19 protein-coding genes are annotated in these 23240 nt (G+C 60.4%); 8 read left to right on the forward strand and 11 right to left on the reverse strand.

The genetic code is table 11. The features are described 5' to 3' along the window. Positions 1-107: 107 nt before the first annotated feature. From AAGW23_RS10270 to AAGW23_RS10295, 6 genes are all read right to left on the reverse strand, one after another. Complete coding sequence (locus tag AAGW23_RS10270) at positions 108-1016, reverse strand: DMT family transporter (protein ID WP_342406387.1); 909 nt, start codon at positions 1014-1016, stop codon at positions 108-110. A gap of 146 nt (positions 1017-1162) precedes the next feature. Next, positions 1163-2443: a TRAP transporter large permease gene (locus AAGW23_RS10275; RefSeq protein WP_342406388.1), complete on the reverse strand. Its 1281-nt coding sequence runs from the start codon at positions 2441-2443 to the stop codon at positions 1163-1165. Further along, positions 2444-2971 carry a TRAP transporter small permease gene (locus tag AAGW23_RS10280; protein WP_342406389.1) on the reverse strand — a complete coding sequence of 176 codons (528 nt, stop codon included), beginning with the start codon at positions 2969-2971 and terminating at the stop codon, positions 2444-2446. 66 nt (positions 2972-3037) lie between these two features. After that, the gene (locus tag AAGW23_RS10285; RefSeq protein WP_342406390.1) at positions 3038-4012 is read right to left on the reverse strand and encodes a TRAP transporter substrate-binding protein; all 975 of its coding nucleotides are present in this window, start codon (positions 4010-4012) and stop codon (positions 3038-3040) included. Between the two features lie 86 nt (positions 4013-4098). Then, entirely contained in the window at positions 4099-4998 is a 900-nt protein-coding gene (locus tag AAGW23_RS10290; protein WP_342406391.1) for an SMP-30/gluconolactonase/LRE family protein, read from the reverse strand. Between the two features lie 36 nt (positions 4999-5034). Then, entirely contained in the window at positions 5035-5859 is an 825-nt protein-coding gene (locus AAGW23_RS10295) for an NAD(P)-dependent oxidoreductase (RefSeq protein ID WP_342406393.1), read from the reverse strand. 409 nt (positions 5860-6268) lie between these two features. Here AAGW23_RS10295 and AAGW23_RS10300 point away from each other — a divergent pair, with 409 nt between their 5' ends. Both AAGW23_RS10300 and AAGW23_RS10305 read left to right on the forward strand, forming a co-directional pair. After that, positions 6269-7294, forward strand: a complete 1026-nt coding sequence (locus AAGW23_RS10300) for a LacI family DNA-binding transcriptional regulator (protein ID WP_342406394.1) — start codon at positions 6269-6271, stop codon at positions 7292-7294. 146 nt (positions 7295-7440) lie between these two features. Continuing rightward, positions 7441-8598 (forward strand): L-talarate/galactarate dehydratase, encoded by a 1158-nt coding sequence (locus tag AAGW23_RS10305; protein WP_342406395.1) that lies wholly within the window; start codon positions 7441-7443, stop codon positions 8596-8598. Here the strand turns inward: AAGW23_RS10305 and AAGW23_RS10310 are convergent. Next, positions 8586-9491: a LysR family transcriptional regulator gene (locus AAGW23_RS10310; protein WP_342406396.1), complete on the reverse strand. Its 906-nt coding sequence runs from the start codon at positions 9489-9491 to the stop codon at positions 8586-8588. The two genes, AAGW23_RS10305 and AAGW23_RS10310, sit on opposite strands and share 13 nt — an antisense overlap. Positions 9492-9594: 103 nt before the next feature. On the opposite strand from AAGW23_RS10310, the gene AAGW23_RS10315 reads away from it, so the two are divergent. After that, the gene (locus AAGW23_RS10315; RefSeq protein ID WP_342406397.1) at positions 9595-10734 is read left to right on the forward strand and encodes an L-talarate/galactarate dehydratase; all 1140 of its coding nucleotides are present in this window, start codon (positions 9595-9597) and stop codon (positions 10732-10734) included. Positions 10735-10911: 177 nt separating this feature from the next. Here the strand turns inward: AAGW23_RS10315 and AAGW23_RS10320 are convergent, their stop codons facing one another. The 4 genes from AAGW23_RS10320 to AAGW23_RS10335 all read right to left on the reverse strand — a co-directional run bounded on the left by AAGW23_RS10320 (position 10912) and on the right by AAGW23_RS10335 (position 15427). After that, entirely contained in the window at positions 10912-12432 is a 1521-nt protein-coding gene (locus AAGW23_RS10320; RefSeq protein ID WP_342406399.1) for a tripartite tricarboxylate transporter permease, read from the reverse strand. Positions 12433-12441: 9 nt separating this feature from the next. Continuing rightward, positions 12442-12930: a tripartite tricarboxylate transporter TctB family protein gene (locus AAGW23_RS10325; protein WP_342406400.1), complete on the reverse strand. Its 489-nt coding sequence runs from the start codon at positions 12928-12930 to the stop codon at positions 12442-12444. A 68-nt stretch (positions 12931-12998) separates the two neighbouring features. Further along, positions 12999-13967 (reverse strand): tripartite tricarboxylate transporter substrate binding protein, encoded by a 969-nt coding sequence (locus AAGW23_RS10330; protein ID WP_342406401.1) that lies wholly within the window; start codon positions 13965-13967, stop codon positions 12999-13001. Between the two features lie 65 nt (positions 13968-14032). Beyond that, positions 14033-15427 carry an enolase C-terminal domain-like protein gene (locus AAGW23_RS10335; RefSeq protein WP_342406402.1) on the reverse strand — a complete coding sequence of 465 codons (1395 nt, stop codon included), beginning with the start codon at positions 15425-15427 and terminating at the stop codon, positions 14033-14035. A 629-nt stretch (positions 15428-16056) separates the two neighbouring features. Here AAGW23_RS10335 and kdgD point away from each other — a divergent pair. From kdgD to AAGW23_RS10360, 5 genes are all read left to right on the forward strand, one after another. Beyond that, positions 16057-16968 carry a 5-dehydro-4-deoxyglucarate dehydratase gene (kdgD, locus tag AAGW23_RS10340; protein WP_342406403.1) on the forward strand — a complete coding sequence of 304 codons (912 nt, stop codon included), beginning with the start codon at positions 16057-16059 and terminating at the stop codon, positions 16966-16968. Between the two features lie 92 nt (positions 16969-17060). Next, positions 17061-18503 (forward strand): aldehyde dehydrogenase family protein, encoded by a 1443-nt coding sequence (locus AAGW23_RS10345; protein ID WP_342406404.1) that lies wholly within the window; start codon positions 17061-17063, stop codon positions 18501-18503. A gap of 122 nt (positions 18504-18625) precedes the next feature. Then, positions 18626-19969: a glucarate dehydratase gene (gene gudD, locus AAGW23_RS10350; protein ID WP_342406405.1), complete on the forward strand. Its 1344-nt coding sequence runs from the start codon at positions 18626-18628 to the stop codon at positions 19967-19969. Between the two features lie 205 nt (positions 19970-20174). Beyond that, entirely contained in the window at positions 20175-21728 is a 1554-nt protein-coding gene (gene garD, locus AAGW23_RS10355) for a galactarate dehydratase (protein ID WP_342406490.1), read from the forward strand. Between the two features lie 62 nt (positions 21729-21790). After that, positions 21791-23209: an FAD-binding oxidoreductase gene (locus tag AAGW23_RS10360; RefSeq protein WP_342406406.1), complete on the forward strand. Its 1419-nt coding sequence runs from the start codon at positions 21791-21793 to the stop codon at positions 23207-23209. The last annotated feature ends 31 nt before the right edge of the window (positions 23210-23240 follow it).

Here is a 23240-nt window from a genome sequence, read left to right on the forward strand (position 1 = left end):
AACCCGCCGCCGACCTCGTGCTTCACTTTCGGACTCTGCCATAGAGCTTTGTGGATTGAACGCCACCCGTTGGCGCAAGCGCGCCAACTCACCTCGGGCTGGTTTGCTCAGTTCTTGCGGTACGCCAGCAGGACGATACCCCCAACCACAATCAGGCCACCCAGTATCTGCATGGGGGCCAGCAACTGGCCAAGCACCAACCAGCCAAGCAGCATTCCCGCGACTGGCTCCATGTTCATGACGGGTGCGTTGCGAGCGATATTAAGCCGCGGCATGCAGATGAAGAGTGTGGAAAACGCCGCGCCATAGAGAAGCACCAGGCAACCCAATGCGATCCAACCAGCCGTTGCGCTGGGGAGGCCTAGGCCACCTGGTATAACGCCGCTTGCGCCGAGCAGGGCGGAGGCGCCAAACACCACAACTAGTGTCAGCATGCTTCGCACCGAGCCGGCCATGCCCGATAGCTTATGCTCGGTGACCCACAGCGCTAGCGCGAATACCCCGGCTGCGGTAAGGCTGAACAGGATGCCAGCAATCCATTGAGCGTCAGGCGCCTCGCTGGTCATTAGACGTGTGGGAACGTCCAGAACCAGTACCAGGCCGACCAGGATCAGTCCCATGATCGTCAACGCGTGGCGTGTCGGTCTCGGCCCGCCCAGCGCCCATGTGAGCAGTGCAAGCAGGATGGGCGAGAGATTGACGACCAGCAGAGCCAGCGCAACCGGAATGCGCGCGACCGCTGAGTAGATGCAAAAACTCTGAACCGTGATCAGAAGCCCAAGAAGGATCTGCCAACGCCACGTGGTGCGACTCAAGCGCAGGGATTCGCGCCTCCAGAATACAAGCGCAGCCAAAGCCAGCAGCGTCACGCCGGCGCGGCAGAGCATGGCCAGCAACAGACCGGTATTGTGATCGAACGCGATCCGCGCGGCGATATGGTTGGCTGCGAACGAGCAAGCCAAGGTGGCCAGAATCAGTACGGCAATATGACGTGGAAACGGTGTAGCAGCTTGCATCGGGTCAATCCTGTGTTAAGCAGCATCACGGTGTTCGGGCGCCGTCCGCAACGGCAGTGACAGTTGTCTCATTACTTGATCGATCGGGCCTGCAAAGCAAAAACGCCGCCCGGGTGGGCGGCGTCGAAGTTTGCGTTAGTGGACTATCAGAGCACCACGCTGGGCAACCAGAGTGAGATTGCGGGGATGTAGGTTACTGCAAGCAACACCATAAACAGCGCGACATAGAAGGGCAGCAGCGCCTTGACCGTATTCTCGATGGTGACCTTGCCGATCGCCGCGCCGACAAAGAGCACCGCGCCTACGGGTGGCGTGATCAGCCCGATGCCGAGGTTCACCAGCATGATCATGCCGAAGTGTACCGGGTCGACACCAATGCCCATGATTACAGGCATCAGAATCGGCGTAAGGATCAGGATCAGCGGCGCCATGTCCATCAGCGTGCCGAGCACTAGCAACATCATGTTGATGCACATGAGGATCACGTAGCGATTGTCCGACAGGGTCAGGAACATTGTGGTGATCTTCGACGGGATCTGCATCAACGTCATGATGTAGCCGAAGCTCGCTGCGAAGGCGATCAGAATCATGACCACCGACAGGGTACGAACGGTGCGGTGCAGCAGCTTTGGCAGCTCGCGCCATTTGTAGTCACGGTAGATGAACATGGTGACGAAGAACGCCCACACCACGGCGATGGATGCCGATTCGGTCGCGGTGAACACACCTGACAGAATACCGCCCAGGATGATGACCATAGTCATCAGGCCCCACAGCGCTTCAACACAGATCTTCAATGCCTGCTTGAGCGGGACGACCTCGCCCTTGGGATAGTTACGTACCCGAGCAAAGATCAGGCACATGGTCATCATCACCGCGCTGAGCAGCAGACCAGGGCCGATGCCCGCGATGAACAGTGACGAAATCGAGACGGTGCCGCCAGCGGCCAGCGAATACAGAACCGAGTTGTGGCTGGGTGGCGTCAGCAGCGCCTGGACTGAACCACTGACCGTAACGGCCGTGGAAAACTCGCGAGGGTAGCCCTTCTTCTCCATTTCCGGGATCAGCACCGAACCTACCGAAGCAGTGTCTGCCAGTGACGAGCCGGAGATCGCGCCGAAAAAAGTCGACGCCATGATGTTTACCAAGGACAGGCCGCCCCGCACGAAGCCGACCAACACAGCAGCGAAAGCCACCAGTCGCCGGGACATTCCGCCCTCGGCCATGATCGCACCGGCCAGAACAAAGAAGGGGATCGCGAGTAGCGAGAACTTGTTGACGCCGCCGGCGACCTGGATCATCACCGCATCGAACGGGATATCGATCCACCAGGCGCCGATCAGCGCCGACATGCCCAGTGCGTACGCCACTGGCATGCGCAGGAGAAAAAGTACGGCAAAGCTGCCGAGTAGAATCAGCGCGTCCATTTACGCGGCCTCCTTGCTGTCTTCGACCAGCTCGTAGTTGACCGCACGCCGATGGCTCTGGTCGCCGAAGATAATGCGTTCGATGACAAACAACAGCGTGATAGCGCCGCCGATTGGGATCGGGGAATAGGTGATACCCACACGAAGTGTCGGTAGCGTACTCATGAACTGATTCCAGGTCGCAGCGCACAGCTTGATGCCCCAAATCGTCATGAACAGGCAGATGACGCCCATCAGGATCTGAACCAGCAGTTCGATATGGCGATGCAGATGCTCAGGCAGGCGGTCGGTGAACATGGTCACCGCCATATGCGCACCGGCCCGATAGCTCGCCGCTGCACCGAGAAAGGTAAAGATCACCATCAGCAGGATGGCCACGGGTTCAGGCCAGCCCCCGCCAGAGCCCAGCACGTAGCGCGCGAAGATCCCCCAGGGGATGATCATGGACATGACCACGATGGCCAGCCCCGCGACCCAAACACAGGTCTTGTAGATCGCGTCGTTGACGCGCAGCAGCGTGTTTTTCATCAGACTTCACCACAGGCGCGGCGGCGAGCGAAGCTCGTCGCCGCGAGGTTTTTCAGAGGGAACGAATTACTGAACGGCTTCGATACGCTTGATCAGCTCGGCGTAAGGCGCGCCGTACTTTTCGCGAACCGGGGCGGTCGCATCGTAGAAGGGCTTCTTGTCGACCTCGATGAAGGTGACGCCTTCTTCCTTGAGCTTGGCTTCGCTGCTGGCGGTCTTCTCATCCCACAGCTTGCGCTCTTCCATCTGCGCTTCCTTGGCGTACTTCTTCACGATTTCCTGCTGCTCCGGGGTGAGCTTGTTCCAGGTGGTCTTGGAGATCACGATTGGTTCAGGAAGGATCAGGTGTCCGGTCAGCGAGTAGTTTTTCGCGGCGCGGAAGTGGTTGTGCTCAAGCATGGTTGGCGGGTTGTTCTCCGCACCATCGACCACACCGGTCTGCAGGGCACTGAAGATTTCACCGGTGTTCATCGCAACACCTTGGGCGCCCATGGCGTTCAGCGTATCGATGAACAGAGGGTTGCCCATGACGCGGATTTTCATGCCCTTGAGGTCTTCAAGGTTACGCACGGGCTCTTTGGTGTAGAGGTTGCGTACGCCACCGTCCATCCACGCCAGGCCGACCATGTTGAAACCGGAGTTGGTGATCTTGTCGAGGATTTCTTGGCCGATCTCACCGTCGATAACCTTACGCATGTGTTCGTGATCGCGGAACACAAACGGCATGTTGAAGGCGTTGACGTCCGGAACGACCGGACCGAGTGTGCCCAGGCTGACACGGGTCATCTGTACGGCGCCGAGTTGAACCTGTTCGACGACTTCTTTCTCCGAACCCAGCACGCCGCCTGAGAACATGCGGAACTTGAGTTCACCGTCGGTGGCTTCTTCGATTTTCTTGCCCATGTTTTCCTGAGCGACCACGGTCGGATAACCGGCAGGGTGGATCTCAGCGATTTTCAGCGTCATCTCCGCGTAGGCGGTGCTCGACAGGCAGAAGGCCAGCGGAAGTGCAGCGATGAGCAACTTGCGTTTGAAGTCCATGTGAATCTCCGTTTTGTTTTTGTTGGTATGCAGCGTTGCGAGCGTCAAGACCGGGACACTGCGTGCCCGTCCTTATGGGTGAAGCGTTAGCGGAAGCGGGGTTCCTCCAGTCCGGCGACGCCGGGTTGCAGGGCGAATACGCCACCTGCCAAGGGCTGATCGGAGAGATCACCGCCCGGGCGGATGGATGTGACAAACAGGGTGTCGAGGCCGGAGCCACCAAAGGAGCACATCGCTGGCTTCTTCACCGGCACCTGGAGCGAGCGATCGAGGCGTCCATCCGGCGTGAAACGATGAACGAGGCCGGCGTCGTTACCGCAAGTCCAGTAGCAGCCATCAACATCAATCGCCGCGCCGTCGGGTCGGCCGGCATACTGGTTCATGTCGACGAACAGCCGGCGGTTGCTCGGCGTGCCACTGTCGATGTCGTAATCGAAGGCCCAGATGGCCTGTACGCTGGGATGCGAGTCGGAAAGGTACATGGTGCGTCCGTCGGGGCTGAATGCCAGCCCGTTGGGTACGATGAAATCCTGCAGCTGAGCCTCGAGCGATTTGCTGACAGCCGAACCTTCGAGTCGGTACAGCGCGCCGGCCGAAGTGCCAGCGGCCATATCCATGACCATGGTGCCGGCCCAGAAACGGCCTTGGCGGTCGCAGCGCCCGTCGTTGAATCGCATGTTGCTCGCGCCGTGCTGAACGCCAGCAAGACGGGTGCTGCTGAGTGTGCCGTCGTTCTGCGGAACGACATCGAAGATGCCGTCTTCCATACCAGCAATCCAACAATTGGCGTCCCCTTCGCGGAGAGCGATACAGGCGATCATCTGATCACCCGTCCAGCGTGTCACGGCGGCATTCGAAGCATTCCAGCGCAGCAGCTGCTTGTTGGGGATGTCGACCCAATACAGCGCCTGCTCCGCTGCTACCCAGACCGGGCTTTCGCCCGTTGCATTCTGGGCGTCGATTATCAGTTCTGCTGAGTTTGCCATGGCGATTCTCTTGTTATTTTCGCGGCGTGGCGGGAATCAGTCGTCGAACGGGCCTGCTTCGCAGAAGGCGCCACCCTGGTAGATCAGGGCTGGGTCGTTGGGTGCATAGGGCGGTTGCTGTTCGATCTTTTCACGGAACACTTCGGAGGTGTCCTGCGGCTCGAAGCCCAGGTGAGCAGCCATGCGGTTGTCCCACCACTGGTCGCGGTTCGCCGAGGCGCCGTACACAACGGTGTGCTTCACATTCGGGGTAAACAGCGAGCGCTCGATCAAGTTGGTAAGGTCGCGATAGCTGAGGTATGTGGCCATCATCCGGCGGTTGAGTGGCTCGGGGAACGAGGAGCCGATGCGGATGCTGACGGTTTCGATGCCGTAGCGATCGAAGTAGAAGCTCGCCATGTCCTCGCCATAGGATTTGGACAGGCCGTAGTAGCTGTCAGGGCGGCGCGGGGCGCTGGCGTCGATGGTTTCGGTCTGCTTGTGAAACCCGATTACGTGATTGGAACTGGCGAAGATCACACGCTTGATGCCGTGCTTGCGTGACGCTTCGTAGATATGGAATACGCCCTTGATGTTGGCTTCGAGAATTTCCTCGAAAGGACGTTCTACCGAAACGCCACCGAAGTGGACGATTGCATCGACGCCTTCACAGAGGGCGTGCACAGCGGCTTTGTCGGCAAGATTGCACTGCACCACTTCTTCGTAATCGCCGGTGCGAGCATCCATGGGTGCGATATCGGAGAGGCGGATGATCTTGGCGTAGGGGCGAAGCGTTTCACGTAATACCTTGCCCAATCCTCCTGCGGCGCCTGTCAGCAGGAGGCGATTCAAGGGTGTGGGAGCGGTCGTCGTGCTTGTCATTGAGGTCTGCCCGTCGCTTATTGTTTTTAATGTCATCGGTTGTCATATGACTTGAATTGATTATTTCTGTCGCCCGTGGGCTTTGTCAACCGCCATGTACGCTCTTCTTGGCGATGCCCAACCGGTATCTCACGCTTGCTATCGTTCCGGCCACTCCCTCTGTAACTGGCGTGTTTGCTGGATTTAACAGGCGTCAGAAGTGGCTGCAAAGCATCACGCTAGCCGTCGCCGTCGGGTAATCACATACCACTAAAGTCGGGTATCGCCTCGGCATTGGAAATAGACGAGCGTGGCGAATTTAAAGCGGGAGGTTGTATGATGACGTCGCGAGAAGGTTCGTTTTCCAGCTGCAAAGGCATGGTTCCAGGGCTGGCGCCTGCGCGACGAGACCTATAGACGGCAGACAGCCATGAACAGAAGACAATCCGACCGCCATCCGACCGGCACTCCAACCCTGATAGACGTGGCCAAAGTCGCCGGTGTATCGCCGATCACCGTGTCGCGTGCGCTGGGTCGGCCGGAACTGGTCACCGATGCCACGCGCAGACGGGTCCTGGCGGCCGTCAGGACCACCGGCTACGTTCCCAATCTGGCCGCTGGGTCGCTGGCCGGTCGCCGCAGTCGACTGATGGCGATCTTTTTGCCAACCATTGCCAACTCGATTTTCGCCGACACCGTCCAGGCGCTTACCGATCGCCTTGCCGAGGCGGGTTACCAGACATTGCTCGGCCTGACCGGCTATTGCCCTGAACAGGAACAAGCCTTGCTCGAAGCAGTATTGGGACGGCGACCGGATGGCATTGTGCTTACCGGAACCGAACATACCCAGGCCAGCCGCGACTGCCTGGCGCGGGTAGGTATCCCGGTGGTCGAGGCCTGGGACCTGTGCGAGCGGCCCCTGGACATGCTGGTGGGTTTTTCTCATGAGGCTGTGGGCCGAGCGGTTGCCCGGTATCTGCTGAGCAAGGGCTACCGGCGCGTGTCGGTGGTAAGCATCGACGATCCGCGTGGCCTGAGGCGCTGTTGCAGTCTGATCGAGGCGATGGCCGAGCAGGGCGCTGATCCCATCGCAATGGAGGTCCTGCCTGCGCCAGCGACCGTGGCTGTCGGGCGGCAAGGTTTTTGCCGGTTGCTGGAGCGCAATGCGGCCGGGGACGTTGTGGTCTGCAGCTCCGACACCGTGGCACAAGGTGTACTGGCGGAGGCAGCCAGTCGCGGGCTGTCAGTTCCCGAGCACCTCGCAGTGATGGGATTTGGTGATCTGTCCAGCGCGGCGCACAGCCATCCTACGTTGACCACCGTACGTGTCGATGGCGCACGGATCGGCCGAACCATCGCCGAAGCGCTGCTGGCGCGCATCGCCGAGCCCGGTCAGGCCCGCGCTCCGTTGCGTCTGGACGTCGGTTTCGAGCTGATCGTGCGAGACAGCACCTGACATCGATCAGAGCTTGAATGATTGCGCAATCATCATAGGCTGAATCGGGCTGTCCATTTTGGCGGCCTGGCGGCCTGGCGGCTCTCTGTGACTTATGTCGTCAGGCATGGGCATGCAGGTCGCCAGTTTCCTCATCAGGAGGTTTCATGAACGACAAGCCCGCAATCATCTGTGCTGACGAAGACCGTATCGCCTGGCTGAAACTGCGCTCGGTAATACTGCCGCTGGCCAACCCGATCAGCGATGCGAAGGTGCTCACCGGGCGGCAGAAGCCGATGACCGAGATCGCGATCCTGATCGCAGAGGTCGAAACTCGTGATGGTCATCAGGGGCTGGGGTTCAGCTACTCCAAGCGCGCTGGAGGCGCAGGACAGTTCGCCCATGCGCTGGAAGTGGCGCCCAATCTGATCGGTGAGAACCCCAGTGATATTGCCAAGCTGTGGGACAAGCTGTGCTGGGCGGGCGCATCGGTGGGGCGCAGCGGCCTGGCGACCCAAGCGATCGGCGCCTTCGACGTGGCGTTGTGGGACCTCAAAGGACGTCGTGCGGGGTTGTCGCTGGCGCGTCTGCTCGGCGCCCAACGCGACTCGGTGCGCTGCTACAACACGTCTGGCGGCTTTTTGCACACGCCGCTGGATCAATTGATGAAAAACACCGATGTGTCGCGAGAGAAAGGCATCGGCGGGATCAAGCTCAAAGTCGGCCAGCCGGACTGGGCGCTGGACCTGCATAGGGTAGACACGGTGCGCCAACATCTGGGCGAGGCGTTTCCACTGATGGTCGATGCCAATCAGCAATGGGATCGGCCGACCGCCTGCCGCATGTGCCGGCGCCTGGAGCCCTTCGACCTGATATGGATCGAGGAGCCACTGGACTGTTACGACGCCGAGGGGCACGCCGAACTGGTGCGTCTGTTCGAAACGCCGATCGCTACAGGCGAGATGCTCACCAGCCCCGCCGAACACTGGGAGTTCATTCGCCAGCGTGCTGCCGACTTCCTGATGCCAGATGCCCCGCGCGTGGGCGGCATAACGCCTTACTTGCGGATACAGACCCTGGCTGAGCAGGCCGGCATGACATTGGCGCCACACTTCGCCATGGAGCTGCACGTGCACCTGGCGGCGACTCATACTCGTGAGCCTTGGGTCGAGCATTTCGAATGGCTGGAACCCTTGTTCGAGGAGCGACTGGAGATTCGCGGCGGGCGAATGCTAGTGCCGAACCGGCCCGGTCTCGGCTTGAGTTTGAGCGGCCAGGTGGCCGGATGGACCGTGCAGCAGGCCGAGGTGGGTCAGCGCCCCTGAGCGGTTTCGCTGGCCGCATGGCGTACCGCTTCACGAAGCGCGGCGACGGCGGGGTTGTCGTTATCGTCGCGCCAGACCAGATGCAGTTCGCTGCACACGCCTGATGGCAGCTCGAGCGTCCGCCAACGCACCCGTTCGAAGCTCACCGCACTGGCGCTGCGCGGTACCAGTGCCAGGCCCATGCCGACGTTGACCAGTGACAGTATGGTCAAGGTCGTGCCAAGCGACTGCACATAGTCCGGTTGCACGCCGCTGGAGCGAAACATGCCGGTCAGCAGCTCGTTGAACGGTTGCCAGGCGGCATGCGAATACATGATAAAAGGCTGGCCGTGTAGTGCTGCCAGTTCAAGCGGTTCAAGTCTTGCCAATGGGTGCTCTTCGTGTAAAGCCAACACAAACGGCTCGCACACGATGCGCTCGTTGACCAGACCCGGCTGGTTCAGGGGGGCACGAACGATGGCCAGGTCGAGGCGACGTGTAAGCAGGGCCTGAAGCTGCTCGAACGTGCTCATTTCCTGGAGAGCGATCTGCACGCCGGGACGGTCGCACCTGGCTTGGGCCACCACCCGAGGCAGGAAGTCATACACCGCGCTGGCAACGAAGCCGATGCTCACGGTCCCACTTTCCCCCAAAGCAATCAGGCGAGCTGTCCGTGCGGCCCGGTGGGCCTGATCGAGTAGCGCCTGAGCTTCGACCAAGAAGGCACGACCGGTGGCGGTCAAGGCTACCGCGCGGGTACTGCGGGTGAACAAGACTACGCCCAACTGATGCTCCAGCAGCTGGATCTGCCGGCTCAGCGGTGGCTGGGTCATGTGCAGGCGTTCCGCGGCGCGACGAAAATTCAACTCGTTAGCCAGAGCGGTAAAACATCGCAGTTGTGCCAAGTCGAACATTGATCCATTTCCGGTATCAATCCAGTGACTGATTAGATTAGCGCCGCATCAATCGCAGCGTCCATCATGTCTGCCGTACGTTACTCGAACCATGAGGGTGGACATGAAAACCTACAGTCCCGATCGCATCACCTGGATCCGTTTGCGTTCGGTGGAGCTACCGCTGGCGCAAGCGGTCAGTGATGCCAAAGTGACGAACGGCCGGCAGGCCGCATTGGCTTCGGTCAGTCTGTTGTTTGCCGAAATCGAAACGGCACAGGGGTACGCTGGCTTGGGCTTCAGCTACAGCCTGCGCACCGGTGGGCCGGCACAATATGCCCATGCCCAGGAACTCGCACCCTTGCTGATCGGTGAAGACCCCAACGACATCGCCCGGCTCTGGAACAAGTTGGTATGGGCAAGTGCTTCGGTAGGGCGAGGCGGCGTGGCGGCTCAGGCCATTGCTGCGATCGACACCGCCTTGTGGGATCTCAAGGCACGCCGCGCAGCATTGCCGCTGTCCAAACTGCTAGGAGCTCACCACAGTTCGGTACGCTGCTATAACACTTCAGGTGGTTATTTGCAGGCTTCTATAGAAGAAATCATCGACAAGGCGGTGCAGTCTCGCGAGCGTGGCGTTAGCGGCGTGAAAATGAAAGTCGGGCAACCGGAAAGGCGCCTTGACCTGCAGCGGGTCGAGGCCATTCGCAAGTATCTGGGCGACGAGGTGCCGCTGATGGTGGATGTCAACCAGCAATGGGATCGCGTCACGGCGTTACGCATGGGGCGGGTGCTGGAGCAGTACCAGCTGGAATGGATTGAGGAACCGCTGGACGCGCACGACGTTGCCGGTCACGCGGCGCTGGCTGCACAACTAGATACGCCAATCGGTACCGGCGAAATGCTCACCAGCGCCACCGAAGCTCTGGGTTATGTCGACACCGGCGCGGTCGATGTAATCATGCACGACGCACCGCGCATGGGCGGCATCACGCCGTTTCTCAAGGTCGCTCATGCCGCCGAACAACGCGGCATGATTATGGCACCGCACTTCGTCATGGAAATCCACCTGCATCTGGCTGCTGCCTACGAGCACCAGACCTGGGTCGAACATTTCGAATGGTTGGAGCCGGCGTTCAACGAACGCTTGGAAATACGCGACGGCCACATGCTTGTGCCAGATCGGCCAGGCCTGGGCCTAAGCCTGCACGAGCGGGTAGCCGGCTGGACGCTGGCAAAGATCGAGATAGGCAAGCGTGGCTGAGCGCAAAAGCTCGCTTTGCAGGCCACGTGAAAACGTAACGAGCGACGCAAGGCTAAAACAGGCAAGGAGCATTCCTAGCCTGTTTTATAACGCGGTATATCCGAACGCAGTAGTGTTCACACGGCCTGCTCGGCGCGGTTGTTCCCATCGGCACCCGCTCACGCGGGTGCTGTTGGGTCAAGCGCGCTGCAGCTTTTCTACCGCGCTTTTGCGCCCGCGCAATGCGCTGAACAGATGCCAAAGTACCGACACCAGGGCCAGCGCTAGGAAGGACGCCGAGATCGGATTGGTGAGAAAGCCCATGAAGTGGCCGTCAGACAGCATCAAACCACGGCGCAGGTTGGTTTCGGCCATCGGACCGAGGATGAAACCAATGATGAACGGCGCCGCTGGCATGCCGCCCTTGACGAAGCCATAGCCAATCAGGCCGAACAACAGGATGGTCCAGACGTCGAACACCCGACTGCTCAGACCGAACGCGCCCACCACGCACAGCACCAGGATGATCGGCAATAGTATGTGCTTGGGCACCGCCAGCAACTTGATGAAGATGCGCAGTCCGTAGAACTCCAGCACCAGCATCATTACCGAGGCGAGGATCAGCGCAGCGAAGATGGTGTACACCAGTGCGCCCTGGCTGATGAACAGCAGTGGACCGGGCTGGATGCCGTGAATCATGAAGCCGCCGAGCAGAATCGCAGTCACGGTGTCGCCGGGAATTCCAAGCGTCATCAGCGGGATCATGGCGCTGCCGATGCCGGCATTGTTCGCCGTCTCGCTAGCGACCACGCCCTCGACCGCGCCCTTGCCGAATTGCTCGGGATGCTTGGAGCGTTTCTTGGCGATGATGTAGGAAACGATGTTCGAAGTACCGGCACCGATGCCTGGGAGAATGCCAATCCCGATACCGATCAGCGCAGAGCGAAACGCGTTGGGGATCTGTCCAAAGAACTCCTTGAGCGAGAAGCCAAAGCCTTTCACGCCCTTCATGCTGACCGTGGCGATCTTGCTCTTGTGCATCGAGCGGCCGGTTTCAGCGATCTTGATCACTTCGGCCACGGCGAACATGCCGATCATCACCGTCAGCATGGCAAAGCCACCATTAAGGTTCGGTGAGTCGAAGGTGAAGCGGCGGATAGCGTCGACTGGTGCGATACCCACGGTGGAAAACGCAAAACCCAGCGTGCCGGCGTAGATGCCTTTGAGCAGCGAGCCGGTGGACAGCGTAGCGATCAGCGTCAGGGAGAAGATCGCGATGGAGAAATATTCATGCGGCCCGAAGCGCAAAGCGATCTTGGCCAACGAGGGCGCAATGGACATCAGCGCGACGATACTGAAAATGGTGCCGAGGAAAGAGAACACCACTCCGACACCCAGCGCCTTCAACCCTTCGCCCTTTTCCATCATCGGCCCGCCATCGAAGGTCGTAGCGATGGAGGCGGGCGTTCCGGGGATCTTCAGCAGAATGGCCGAGATCAGGCCACCCGACGTCGCGCCGATGAACAGGGCCACCAATAGCGACAGCCCTGCAGCTGGGCCCATGGTGTAGGTCAGTGGCAAGCACAGGGCGATTGCCATCGTGGCCGAAAGCCCCGGGACGGCACCGAAGACGATGCCGACGGCGACGCCAAGGATGATCAGAATAAAGATATAAGGAGAAAAAACCGCACCGAAACCGGCCTGCAGAAGCTCGAACATGGCCGCCTCCTAGAATTTCAGAAAGCCGGTCGGGAGCATCAGATCGAAGCCCTGCCGGAAGGTGAAAAAGATCAAGGCGGAGGTGATGACCGCGATGACGATATAGGTGATGTGGTTGATCTTCTGCTCGCGCGGCGTGATGACGATGAACTGCGCATACAGATAGAGCACGGTCATGATCGGGAAGCCGACCTTTTGCAGGAGGGCGACATAAACCGCGATCAGCCCCAGGGTTTTGAACACTGTTGAGTAGTCCGGCGGCGTTGCAGCCGACGGGTCGGCGTCCGCATCAGGGTCAACAGGGGGCTGGGTGGCCTTGGTCGCCATCAACAGCTGAAGCGCGCCCAGCAGGCAAAGCCCAACGGATAGCACGTAGGGCACGGTCGAAGCGTCGATGAAACCTTTGCGCGGAAGATTGATGGTCAGGAACAGGTAGAACAGGCCCGCAGCCAGCATCAGGGCTCCGACCAGTAACTCCTTTCTCTTGTAGGTATCCATGGGACAGCTCTCGATTCAGAGGGAAGGCTGCCTGGCGCAGCGACTGCGCCAGGCATCATGCCGCGGGCTTACTTGCTCTGGCGCAGTTCGCCCTTGTACTTCATGAAGTCTTCACGAGTGTTCGTGAGGCGGTCGATCGACGAGTTGGTGTCGAAATAGCTGACCGGTTGCTTGAAGGTCTTGCGCAGCTCTTCCTCGTACTCTGGCATCTCGGTGATCTGCTTCACGATGCCTGACATCTTCTCGATGATGGCCGGATCGGTACCGTCCGGGAACGCCACGATGTAGGGCTTTTCCATGACGAAATCGACGCCTTGCTCCTTGAAGGTCGGTACGTCACCGAGCAGCGGGTTGCGCTCGGCGTTGGGCTGGCCCAGGGCGACCATCTCACCGCTCGTGACGTAGTCCTGTACCGAACCGTAGCTGATGGCAGCGAGGTCGATCCGGTCGCCCAGCAGAGCGACGACTTTCTCGGATACCGTGCCGGCATCGACCATCTTCAGCTTGGTATCGGTCAAGCCTTCGAACATCAGGCCCTGCAGATGGGAATAGCTGCCCATCTCGGTACCGTAGGTGACGCTGCTTGGCTCAGCCTTGGATTTGGAGATCAAATCTTCCAGCGTTTTCAGGCCCGAGCTCTTCGAGGCGACGAAGACGGTGCCCTTGTCCACGCCGGCAATGCAGCAGATGTCGAAGGCGTCCAGGCTGTCTTCGGTAAGACCAGCGACTTCGTTGACGATCATTTGTCCGGTATGCGTGAAGAGAATGGTGTTGCCGTCCGGATCGGCCTGCTTTACCTGCTCGGCCGCCAGGGTGCCGCCACCGCCGGCAACGTTGGTGATGACCATCGCTTCACCGGTGATCTTCGTGAAGTACTTGGCCATGGTGCGGGCATTGAAGTCGGTATCTCCGCCTGCGTTGGCGATGACAACGACCTGCACAGGGCGAGTGGGCCACTCGGTTTCAGCAGCGAATGCGCCGCTTACAGCAGTGGCTAGAAGGGCGGAAACAAGGGAGGCGCTGATTGCTTTTTTCATTGTATGTCTCTCCGGTGGTTGGGGTTGCGGCGCTTGGTTTCTCTTTTCTAGTGCTTCTCTTTCTTTTATGGGCGCCCCACGCTGGGTTGCTTGGGGTCGTATTTCCATCCAGGAATCAGGTATTGCATCGCCATGGCATCGTCACGCGCGCCTGTGGCGACCTGGTTGTATAGGTCGTGCGCAGCCATGATCCGATCCATGTCCGGCTCGACGCCCAGGCCCGGCTTGTCTGGAACCTGAACCGCACCGCCGACGATCTGCAGCGGCTCGCGGGTCAACCGCTCCTGGCCTTCCTGCCAGATCCAGTGGGTGTCGATCGCAGTGATGTTGCCCGGCGCCGCGGCGGCCGCATGGGTGAACATCGCCAGCGAAACGTCGAAGTGATTGTTCGAATGCGAACCCCAGGTCAGGCCGAACTGCTGGCACATCTGCGCGAGGCGCACCGAACCCTGCATGGTCCAGAAATGCGGATCGGCCAGTGGGATGTCGACCGCTTCCAGGCGCAGCGAATGGCCCATCTGCCGCCAGTCGGTTGCAACCATGTTGGTGGCGGTAGGGATGCCTGTCGCGCGCTTGAACTCGGCCATGATCTCCCGACCGGAGTAACCGTTTTCAGGCCCGCACGGATCTTCAGCGTAGGAAAGGATATGCCCCTGGCCTTTGCACAGTTCGATGGCTTCGGCCAGCGACCAGGCCCCATTGGGATCAAGCGTTACGCGGGCGTCAGGGAAGCGCGACTTGATGCCGGCAATCGCCTGCATTTCTTCGCTACCCCGCATGACACCGCCCTTGAGTTTGAAGTCCTTGAAACCGTAGCGCGCCGTGGCGGCCTCGGCCAGTCGAACAATGGAGGCCGGGGTCACCGCCTCCTGATGACGGATGTGGTACCAGTCATCAGCCGCACCGGTGCCGGTCAGGTACGACAGGTCGGTACGGGTGCGGTCGCCTATATAAAAGAGGTAAGCGAGCATTGGCACGCTGTCGCGCTGCTGGCCGCTACCGAGGAGCTCTGCCACTGGCACGTCGAGGTGCTGGCCGAGCAGATCAAGGAGGGCGGCTTCGACGGCGGTGACGACGTTGTCCAGACGCAGATTGATCTCATGCGGCTGCTTCAGAACTGCCGCTTCGGCTTCGGAGGTGACCTCATGCTGCGTCGCCTGCGGGCCCTTCGCTGAACCACCAGCAATGGCGCGGCGCAATGCGTTGAGGACTCCGTTGTAGCGGCCGATAGGCTGGCCAATCACCAGGCCTTTGGTTCGTTCCAGGGCTTGCCTGATGCCTTCGCCACCCGGCACTTCACCGATACCGGTGCGACCGGCGCTGTCCTTGAGGATCACCAGATTGCGAGTGAAGTAGGGGGCGTGCGCACCGCACAGGTTCAACAGCATGCTGTCGTATCCCGCGACCGGGATGACCTGCATGTCCTTGACCACTGGCGTCACGGTTCGTGTGTCTTGCATCTGCTGTCTCGCTCCTGATTATTTTTATGAGCTTGATTAGGTGGGCAATGCCTATTGCCGTGTTGAAGTCCTCAAAGGTCCATGCCCTCGACCTGGTCGAGCTGGAACAGTTATTTGGCAATTAACTAAGGGCGAGGCCGATCGGATGTCCCGCGGTGCGGAGCGACCACAGTCCGAGCCGATGACGCAGCCAAGCAATCCCACTGCGGTAGTGGTTTCAGTGAGCAGACAAGGCTGAGCAAGACAGGGCAGGGCGCGCTCGAGACGAGACATCGGTGGCTGATACATGGCTTTCAAGCTCTGGTTGTTTTAAATGTCATACGTTGTCGTATGACTTGGTGAGATTTTTATCAGTGCGGTTCGCCCTTGTCAAATCGGTGAAACAAACTGATGAGGCCCGTATGACCAAACGGTCATTTATTTGCTTCAAAGGCATAGATTGCTTCCGAATAATGCATCTATGCTTTAGCAGTTCGCCTCTCTAGCGTGAGAGGCGAGACCCGAAACTCCAGGACAGGCCGACGAAAATCTTCAACAAAGAGGTAGCGCAGCTACATGTTGTACGATAACGTATCTCCAAGGCTGAGGCCCTATATCATCTACTCTTTGTTTCACAGGATGCTCGAACAATGAACCCACAAGAACTGAAGGCCATCCTCTCTTCTGGTTTGCTGTCTTTTCCGGTCACCGACTTTGACCAGCAAGGCGACTTCAGCCGTGCCGGCTACATCAAGCGTCTGGAATGGCTGGCTCCTTACGGCGCAACGGCACTGTTCGCCGCGGGCGGCACGGGCGAGTTCTTCTCGCTGACCCCGCAGGAGTATCCGGACATCATCAAGACCGCCGTCGATACCTGCGCCGGCCAAGTGCCGATCCTCGCGGGTGTCGGTGGCCCGACCCGTCAGGCCATCGCGTACGCTCAGGAAGCTGAACGTCTTGGCGCAAAGGGCCTGCTGCTGCTGCCGCACTACCTGACCGAAGCCAGCCAGGAAGGTGTCGCGCGGCACGTGGAAGAAGTGTGCAAGTCAGTCAACATTGGCGTCGTGGTCTACAACCGCAACGTCTGCCGCCTGACCGCGCCGCTGCTCGAGCAGCTGACCGAGCGCTGCCCGAACCTGATCGGCTACAAGGACGGTCTGGGCGACATCGAACTGATGGTTTCCATCCGCCGTCGTCTAGGCGACCGCCTGACCTATCTCGGCGGCCTGCCGACCGCAGAGGTCTACGCCGCGGCCTACAAAGCGCTGGGCGTACCCGTTTACTCGTCGGCCGTCTTTAACTTCGTGCCGAAGTTGGCCATGGACTTCTATGGCGCCATTTCGCGCGACGACCACGAAACCGTCGGCAAGCTGATCGATGATTTCTTCCTGCCTTATCTCGACATCCGCAACCGTTGCAAAGGTTACGCGGTCAGCATCGTCAAGGCTGGCGCGAAGATCGCCGGTTACGACGCCGGTCCTGTACGCGCACCACTGACTGACCTGCGTCCGGACGAGTACGAAGCGCTTGCCGCACTGATCGAGAAGCAGGGCGCACAGTAACGTACGTCAGACCTATCACTCGCCCCAACGCCGCGAACGATGCCTTCATTGATACCAGGCATCGCGGCGGACCTCACGAAGGAGAGCGCTACGTGGCAGACGCAAAGCAATATGACAATTACATCGATGGCCAATGGGTAGCTGGCAAGCATTACCAGGCCAACATCAACCCGTCCGATCTGTCGGACGTCATCGGCGAATATGCCCAAGCGGACGCTTCGCAGGTCGAAGCGGCCATCGCCGCCGCACGCAAAGCCTTCCCGGCGTGGTCAACGTCCGGCATCCAGGCACGTGCCGATGCACTGGAAAAGGTCGGACTGGAAATCCTTGCCCGCCGCGAAGAGCTGGGCAACCTGCTGGCGCGTGAAGAAGGCAAGACCCTGCCGGAAGCCATAGGTGAAGTGTCCCGTGCCGGGAACATCTTCAAGTACTTCGCCGGTGAGTGCCTGCGTCAGGCTGGCGAGACCCTGCAATCGGTTCGTCCGGGCGTCAGCGTTGAAGTCACTCGCGAGCCGCTGGGGGTGATCGGTCTGATCACGCCCTGGAACTTCCCGATCGCCATTCCGGCCTGGAAGATCGCCCCGGCCCTGGCCTATGGCAACTGCGTGGTGATCAAGCCCGCCGACCTGGTTCCCGGTTGCGCCTGGGCCATCGCTGACATCATCTCGCGCTCCGGCTTCCCTGCTGGTGTGTTTAACCTGGTGATGGGCAAGGGCCGCGAAGTCGGCGAAGCCATCGTTAACGATAAGCGCGTCGATGGCGTCAGCTTTACCGGTTCGGTAGGTGTTGGCCGCGGCATTGCGGCGACCTGCGTTGGTCGTCAGGCCAAGGTTCAGCTGGAAATGGGCGGCAAGAATCCGCAAATCATTCTGGACGACGCCGACCTCAATACTGCCGTCGAACTGGCCGCGCAGAGCGCGTTCTATTCCACCGGCCAGCGCTGCACCGCCTCCAGCCGCATCATCGTCACCGAAGGCATCTACGACCGCTTTGTCGAAGCCATGATCGAGCGCATCAAGAAGATCAAAGTCGGTTCGGCATTGGAGCAGGGCGTTGACGTAGGCCCGGTGGTTTCCCAGGCTCAGCTGGACCAGGACCTGAAATACATCGAAATCGGCAAACAAGAGGGCGCACGCCTGGCCTGTGGCGGCGAGCGCGTGAGCTGTGGCACCGAGGGCTATTACCTGGCGCCAACCCTGTTCGTCGACAGCACCGCCGACATGCGCATCAGCCGTGAAGAGATCTTCGGGCCGGTCGCCAACGTGGTGAAAGTGAAGGATTACGACGAAGCGCTGGCGATGGCCAACGACACCGAGTTCGGTTTGTCGGCGGGCATCTGCACCACCTCGTTGAAGTACGCCAATCATTTCAAGCGTCACTCCCAGGCCGGGATGGTGATGGTCAACCTGCCAACCGCAGGCGTCGACTACCACGTGCCGTTCGGGGGCCGCAAAGGCTCGTCTTATGGTCCGCGCGAGCAGGGCCGTTACGCTCAGGAGTTCTACACCACGGTGAAGACCACCTACATCGGCTGATCTGCCGAGTCGTCCCATGACGCGTAATTCGTTCGAGTCTCTCAGCGGCTCGGCGATTCGCGTCGGGGGCAAACAGATCGATACATCGCAACGCGGACCATAAGAACAAAAGAGAGATGCATATGAACGATTCTATGAATCAAGGTGCTCCGGTCATCACCGAACTTCGAGTGGTTCCGGTCGCAGGGCAAGACAGCATGCTGCTCAACCTGAGTGGCGCCCATGGTCCGTACTTCACCCGCAACATCCTCATTCTCAAAGACAGCGCCGGCAACACAGGTGTCGGCGAAGTCCCCGGTGGCGAGGCCATCCGCAAGACGCTGGACGATGCACGCGCGATTCTGATCGGCCAGTCGGTCGGCAACTTCAACGGTCTGCTGAACCAGGCGCGCAAGGCATTCGCCGATCGCGACGTCGCGGGCCGGGGATTGCAGACGTTCGACCTGCGTATCGCCATCCACGCCATCACCGCCATCGAGTCGGCGCTGCTCGATCTGCTCGGCCAGCACCTCAACGTGCCGGTTGCTGCGCTGCTCGGTGACGGGCAGCAGCGCGACGAAGTCGAGATGCTCGGTTACCTGTTCTTCATTGCAGATCGCAACAAAACCGACCTCGGCTACCGCGACGAAACCCATGCCAGCGATGCCTGGTTCCGTGTGCGTAACGAAGAAGCGTTGACCCCCGAGACCGTTGTGCGTCAGGCCGAAGCGGCCTACGAGCGCTACGGCTTCAAGGACTTCAAGCTCAAGGGCGGCGTATTGCCGGGCCGCGAAGAGGTCAAGGCGATCCGTGCACTGGCCGAGCGCTTCCCCGATGCCCGCATCACCCTGGACCCCAACGGGGCATGGTCACTGACTGAAGCCATCGATCTGTGCAAGGACCTGCATGGCGTGCTGGCTTATGCCGAAGACCCCTGCGGTGCCGAGAACGGCTACTCCGGGCGCGAAGTGATGGCCGAGTTCCGCCGTGCCACCGGATTGCCGACCGCCACTAACATGATCGCGACCGATTGGCGGCAGATGGGGCACACCATCAGCCTGCAATCAGTGGATATTCCGCTGGCCGACCCGCACTTCTGGACCATGAGTGGCTCGGTCCGCGTCGCGCAGATGTGCCACGAGTGGGGCCTGACCTGGGGCTCGCATTCGAACAACCACTTCGACATCTCGTTGGCCATGTTCACCCACGTGGCGGCTGCCGCACCGGGCAAGATCACTGCGATCGATACCCACTGGATCTGGCAGGACGGCCAGTACCTGACCCGCGAACCGCTGCAGATCGTAGGCGGCAAGGTGGCCGTCCCGGCGAAGGCGGGCCTGGGTGTCGAACTGGATGAAGATTCATTGCAGAAGGCCCATGAGCTGTATCTGGAAAAAGGCCTGGGCGCGCGGGACGATGCCGTTGCCATGCAGTACCTGCTCCCGGAATGGACCTTCAACAACAAGAAGCCTTGTCTGGTGCGTTGAGCCAGTTCGGTTCGTGCGTAGACCGATTCGCGAGCAAGCTCGCTCCTACGGGTGCAGGTGTACCGCTGTTGTAGGAGCGAGCTTGCTCGCGAAGAAGATTGTGCGATGGTGATGTCGCACGACCGAAAGAATTTGGCGCAACACATTTCGATTTAGCAGATAACAACTCCAACCGGCCTGACCGGAGACCGAGATGAACGACACCGTGGAATTGATTCAGCATCAGGATTCGCCACGTTACATTCGCCTCAACGAGGCGGACAACGTGGCCGTAGTGGTCAACGATGGTGGTGTACCGACCGGTGCCCGGTTCGAGGACGGCTTGGTGACGGTCGAAAATGTGCCCCAGAGCCATAAGGTCGCGCTGGTCGATATACCGGAAGGCGAGCCGGTACGCCGTTATGGCCAGATCATTGGCTACGCGCTCGAGCCACTGCGCCAAGGCTCCTGGATCAAGGAAACCCAGCTGAAGATGCCCAGCGCGCCGCCGCTCGACAGCCTGCCGCGCGCAAACGCCGTGCCGGACAAACTCGAGCCGCTGGAGGGCTACACCTTTGAGGGCTATCGCAACGCCGATGGCACCGTGGGCACTCGCAATATCCTCGGCATCAGCACGACCGTGCAGTGCGTGACCGGCGTGCTGGAGCATGCACTCAAGCGCATCCGTGACGAGCTGCTGCCCAAATACCCCAACGTCGACGACGTAGTCGCGCTGACCCACAGCTATGGCTGTGGCGTGGCGATCACTGCCCGCGACGCCTACATCCCGATCCGCACCGTGCGCAACCTGGCGCGCAACCCGAACCTGGGCGGCGAGGCACTGGTGATCAGTCTCGGCTGCGAAAAGCTCCAGGCCGAGCAAGTGATGCACGAGGGCGATCCTTCTGTGGATCTCCGCGATCCCTGGCTCTATCGCCTGCAGGAATCCAACACCGGCTTCGGCGAAATGATCGAGCAGATCATGGCCCTGGCCGAAACGCGGCTGAAGAAGCTCGATCAGCGCCGCCGCGAGACGGTGCCGGCGTCCGAACTGGTGCTGGGCATGCAGTGCGGCGGCAGCGATGCTTTCTCCGGCATCACCGCCAATCCAGCGCTGGGCTACGCCTCGGACTTGTTGGTTCGCGCCGGCGCCACCGTGATGTTCTCCGAGAACACCGAGGTGCGCGACGCGGTGTACATGCTAACCGCCCGTGCCGAGTCGACTGAAGTCGCCGACGCGCTTATCGCGGAGATGGACTGGTACGACCAGTACCTGGAGCGCGGAGCCGCCGACCGCAGCGCCAACACCACGCCGGGCAACAAGAAAGGTGGGCTGTCGAATATCGTCGAAAAGTCCCTGGGCTCGATCGTCAAATCAGGCAGCGGCGCCATCAATGGCGTGGTCGGTCCGGGTGAGCGGGTTGATCGCAAGGGGCTCATATTCTGCGCGACGCCTGCCAGCGATTTCGTTTGCGGCACGCTTCAGTTGGCAGCCGGCATGAACCTGCACGTGTTCACCACCGGCCGCGGCACGCCATACGGCCTGGCCATGGCGCCGGTGGTCAAGGTGGCGACCCGTACCGAGCTGGCCGAACGCTGGCCGGATCTGATCGACATCGACGCAGGACGCATCGCCAGCGGCCGCGCCACCCTCGAGGAGCTCGGCTGGGAGCTGTTTCACTACTATCTGGACATCGCCAGCGGTCGCAAGAAGACCTGGGCTGAACAACACCGGCTGCACAACGACATCGTGCTCTTCAACCCAGCGCCCATTACCTGACCACAGCGCGAAAGCGCATCCGCGTGATGTGCTGCATCGAGTGGTCAACTGCGGAGATCGAGATGAGCAAGCTGCCGGACGAATTTATCCGCGCCGTTGAACGCGTCGTCGGTGTGCTCGGCATCATTCGTGATGCCGAGCGCATGCACAGCTATCTGAGCGACTGGCGCAACGCCTACCGTGGTGAAGCTGCTCTAATAGTTCGCCCGGCCAGCACTGAAGAGGTCGCCTCCGTAGTACGGCTCTGTAACCAGTACCAAGTTGCATTGGTGCCACAGGGCGGCAATACCGGCTTGTGCGGAGGCTCGATTCCGGACGCCAGCGGTACACAGGTTGTGCTGTCCCTGACGCGCATGAACCGTATCCGCGAGGTCGATGCAACGAACGAAACCATCACGGTCGAGGCAGGGGTAATACTGCAGAAGGTTCACGAAGCCGCCGCCGACGCTGGGCGGCTATTCCCGCTGTCCCTCGGCGCGCAGGGTAGCTGCACGATAGGCGGCAACCTTGCCACCAATGCCGGCGGCACTGCCGTGCTGCGCTACGGCAACATGCGTGACCTCACACTAGGACTGGAATTGGTACTCCCCGACGGGCAGATCTGGAATGGCTTGCGCGGGCTGCGCAAGGACAACACAGGCTACGACCTAAAGCATCTGTTCATCGGCTCCGAAGGCACCCTTGGCGTCATCACCGCGGCGGTGCTGAAGCTGTATCCAGCCATGCGCAGCGTGACCACTGCGTGGGTCGCATTGCCCAGCGCGGACGCAGCGGTTCAGTTGATCGGTATCATCCGTGGCCTTTGTGGCGATCGGCTGACCGGGTTCGAGCTGATGTCGCGGCAGAGTGTTGAGTTCGTGCTCAGCCACGTCGCGGGCTGCTCCGATCCGTTCGTCGAGACGCACCCCTGGTATGTGCTGATCGAGTTGAGCGATACCCAACCAGACGCGCCGCTCAATGACCTTCTTGAACTCGGGATAGGCGAAGCCCTGGAGCGCGGGCTGGTGAGCGATGCGGTCGTCGCCAGCAGCGAAGCGCAGGTCGCGGCACTGTGGGCGCTGCGTGAAGGTATTTCCGAAGCGCAGAACCATGAAGGCCCCAGCCTCAAGCACGACATCAGCGTGCCGGTGAGCAGCATTCCTGCGTTCATCCATTCGACCGACCAGCACTTGCTCGAAAGGTTTCCCGGCGTGCGCATCGTCGCCTACGGTCATGTTGGCGATGGCAATCTGCACTACAACATCAGCAAACCGGTCGGGTCTGACGACGCGAGCTTCAGGGCCCAGCAAGGGGCGATCATGCATGCCATCTACGAGGCCACCGCAGCACTCAACGGCAGTATCAGCGCTGAGCACGGGCTAGGTCAGGCCAAGCGCGCCGCCGCGCGGTTGTACAAGCAGCCGCTGGAACTCGAACTGATGCGCACCATCAAGACCACGTTCGATCCCAACGGCCTGATGAATCCGGGCAAGGTGCTCTGAGTACGCTCATCACCGCCTCATCACCCCTTCG

The organism is Stutzerimonas chloritidismutans, from assembly GCF_038562055.1.
Taxonomy (GTDB): Bacteria; Pseudomonadota; Gammaproteobacteria; order Pseudomonadales; family Pseudomonadaceae; genus Stutzerimonas; species Stutzerimonas chloritidismutans_A.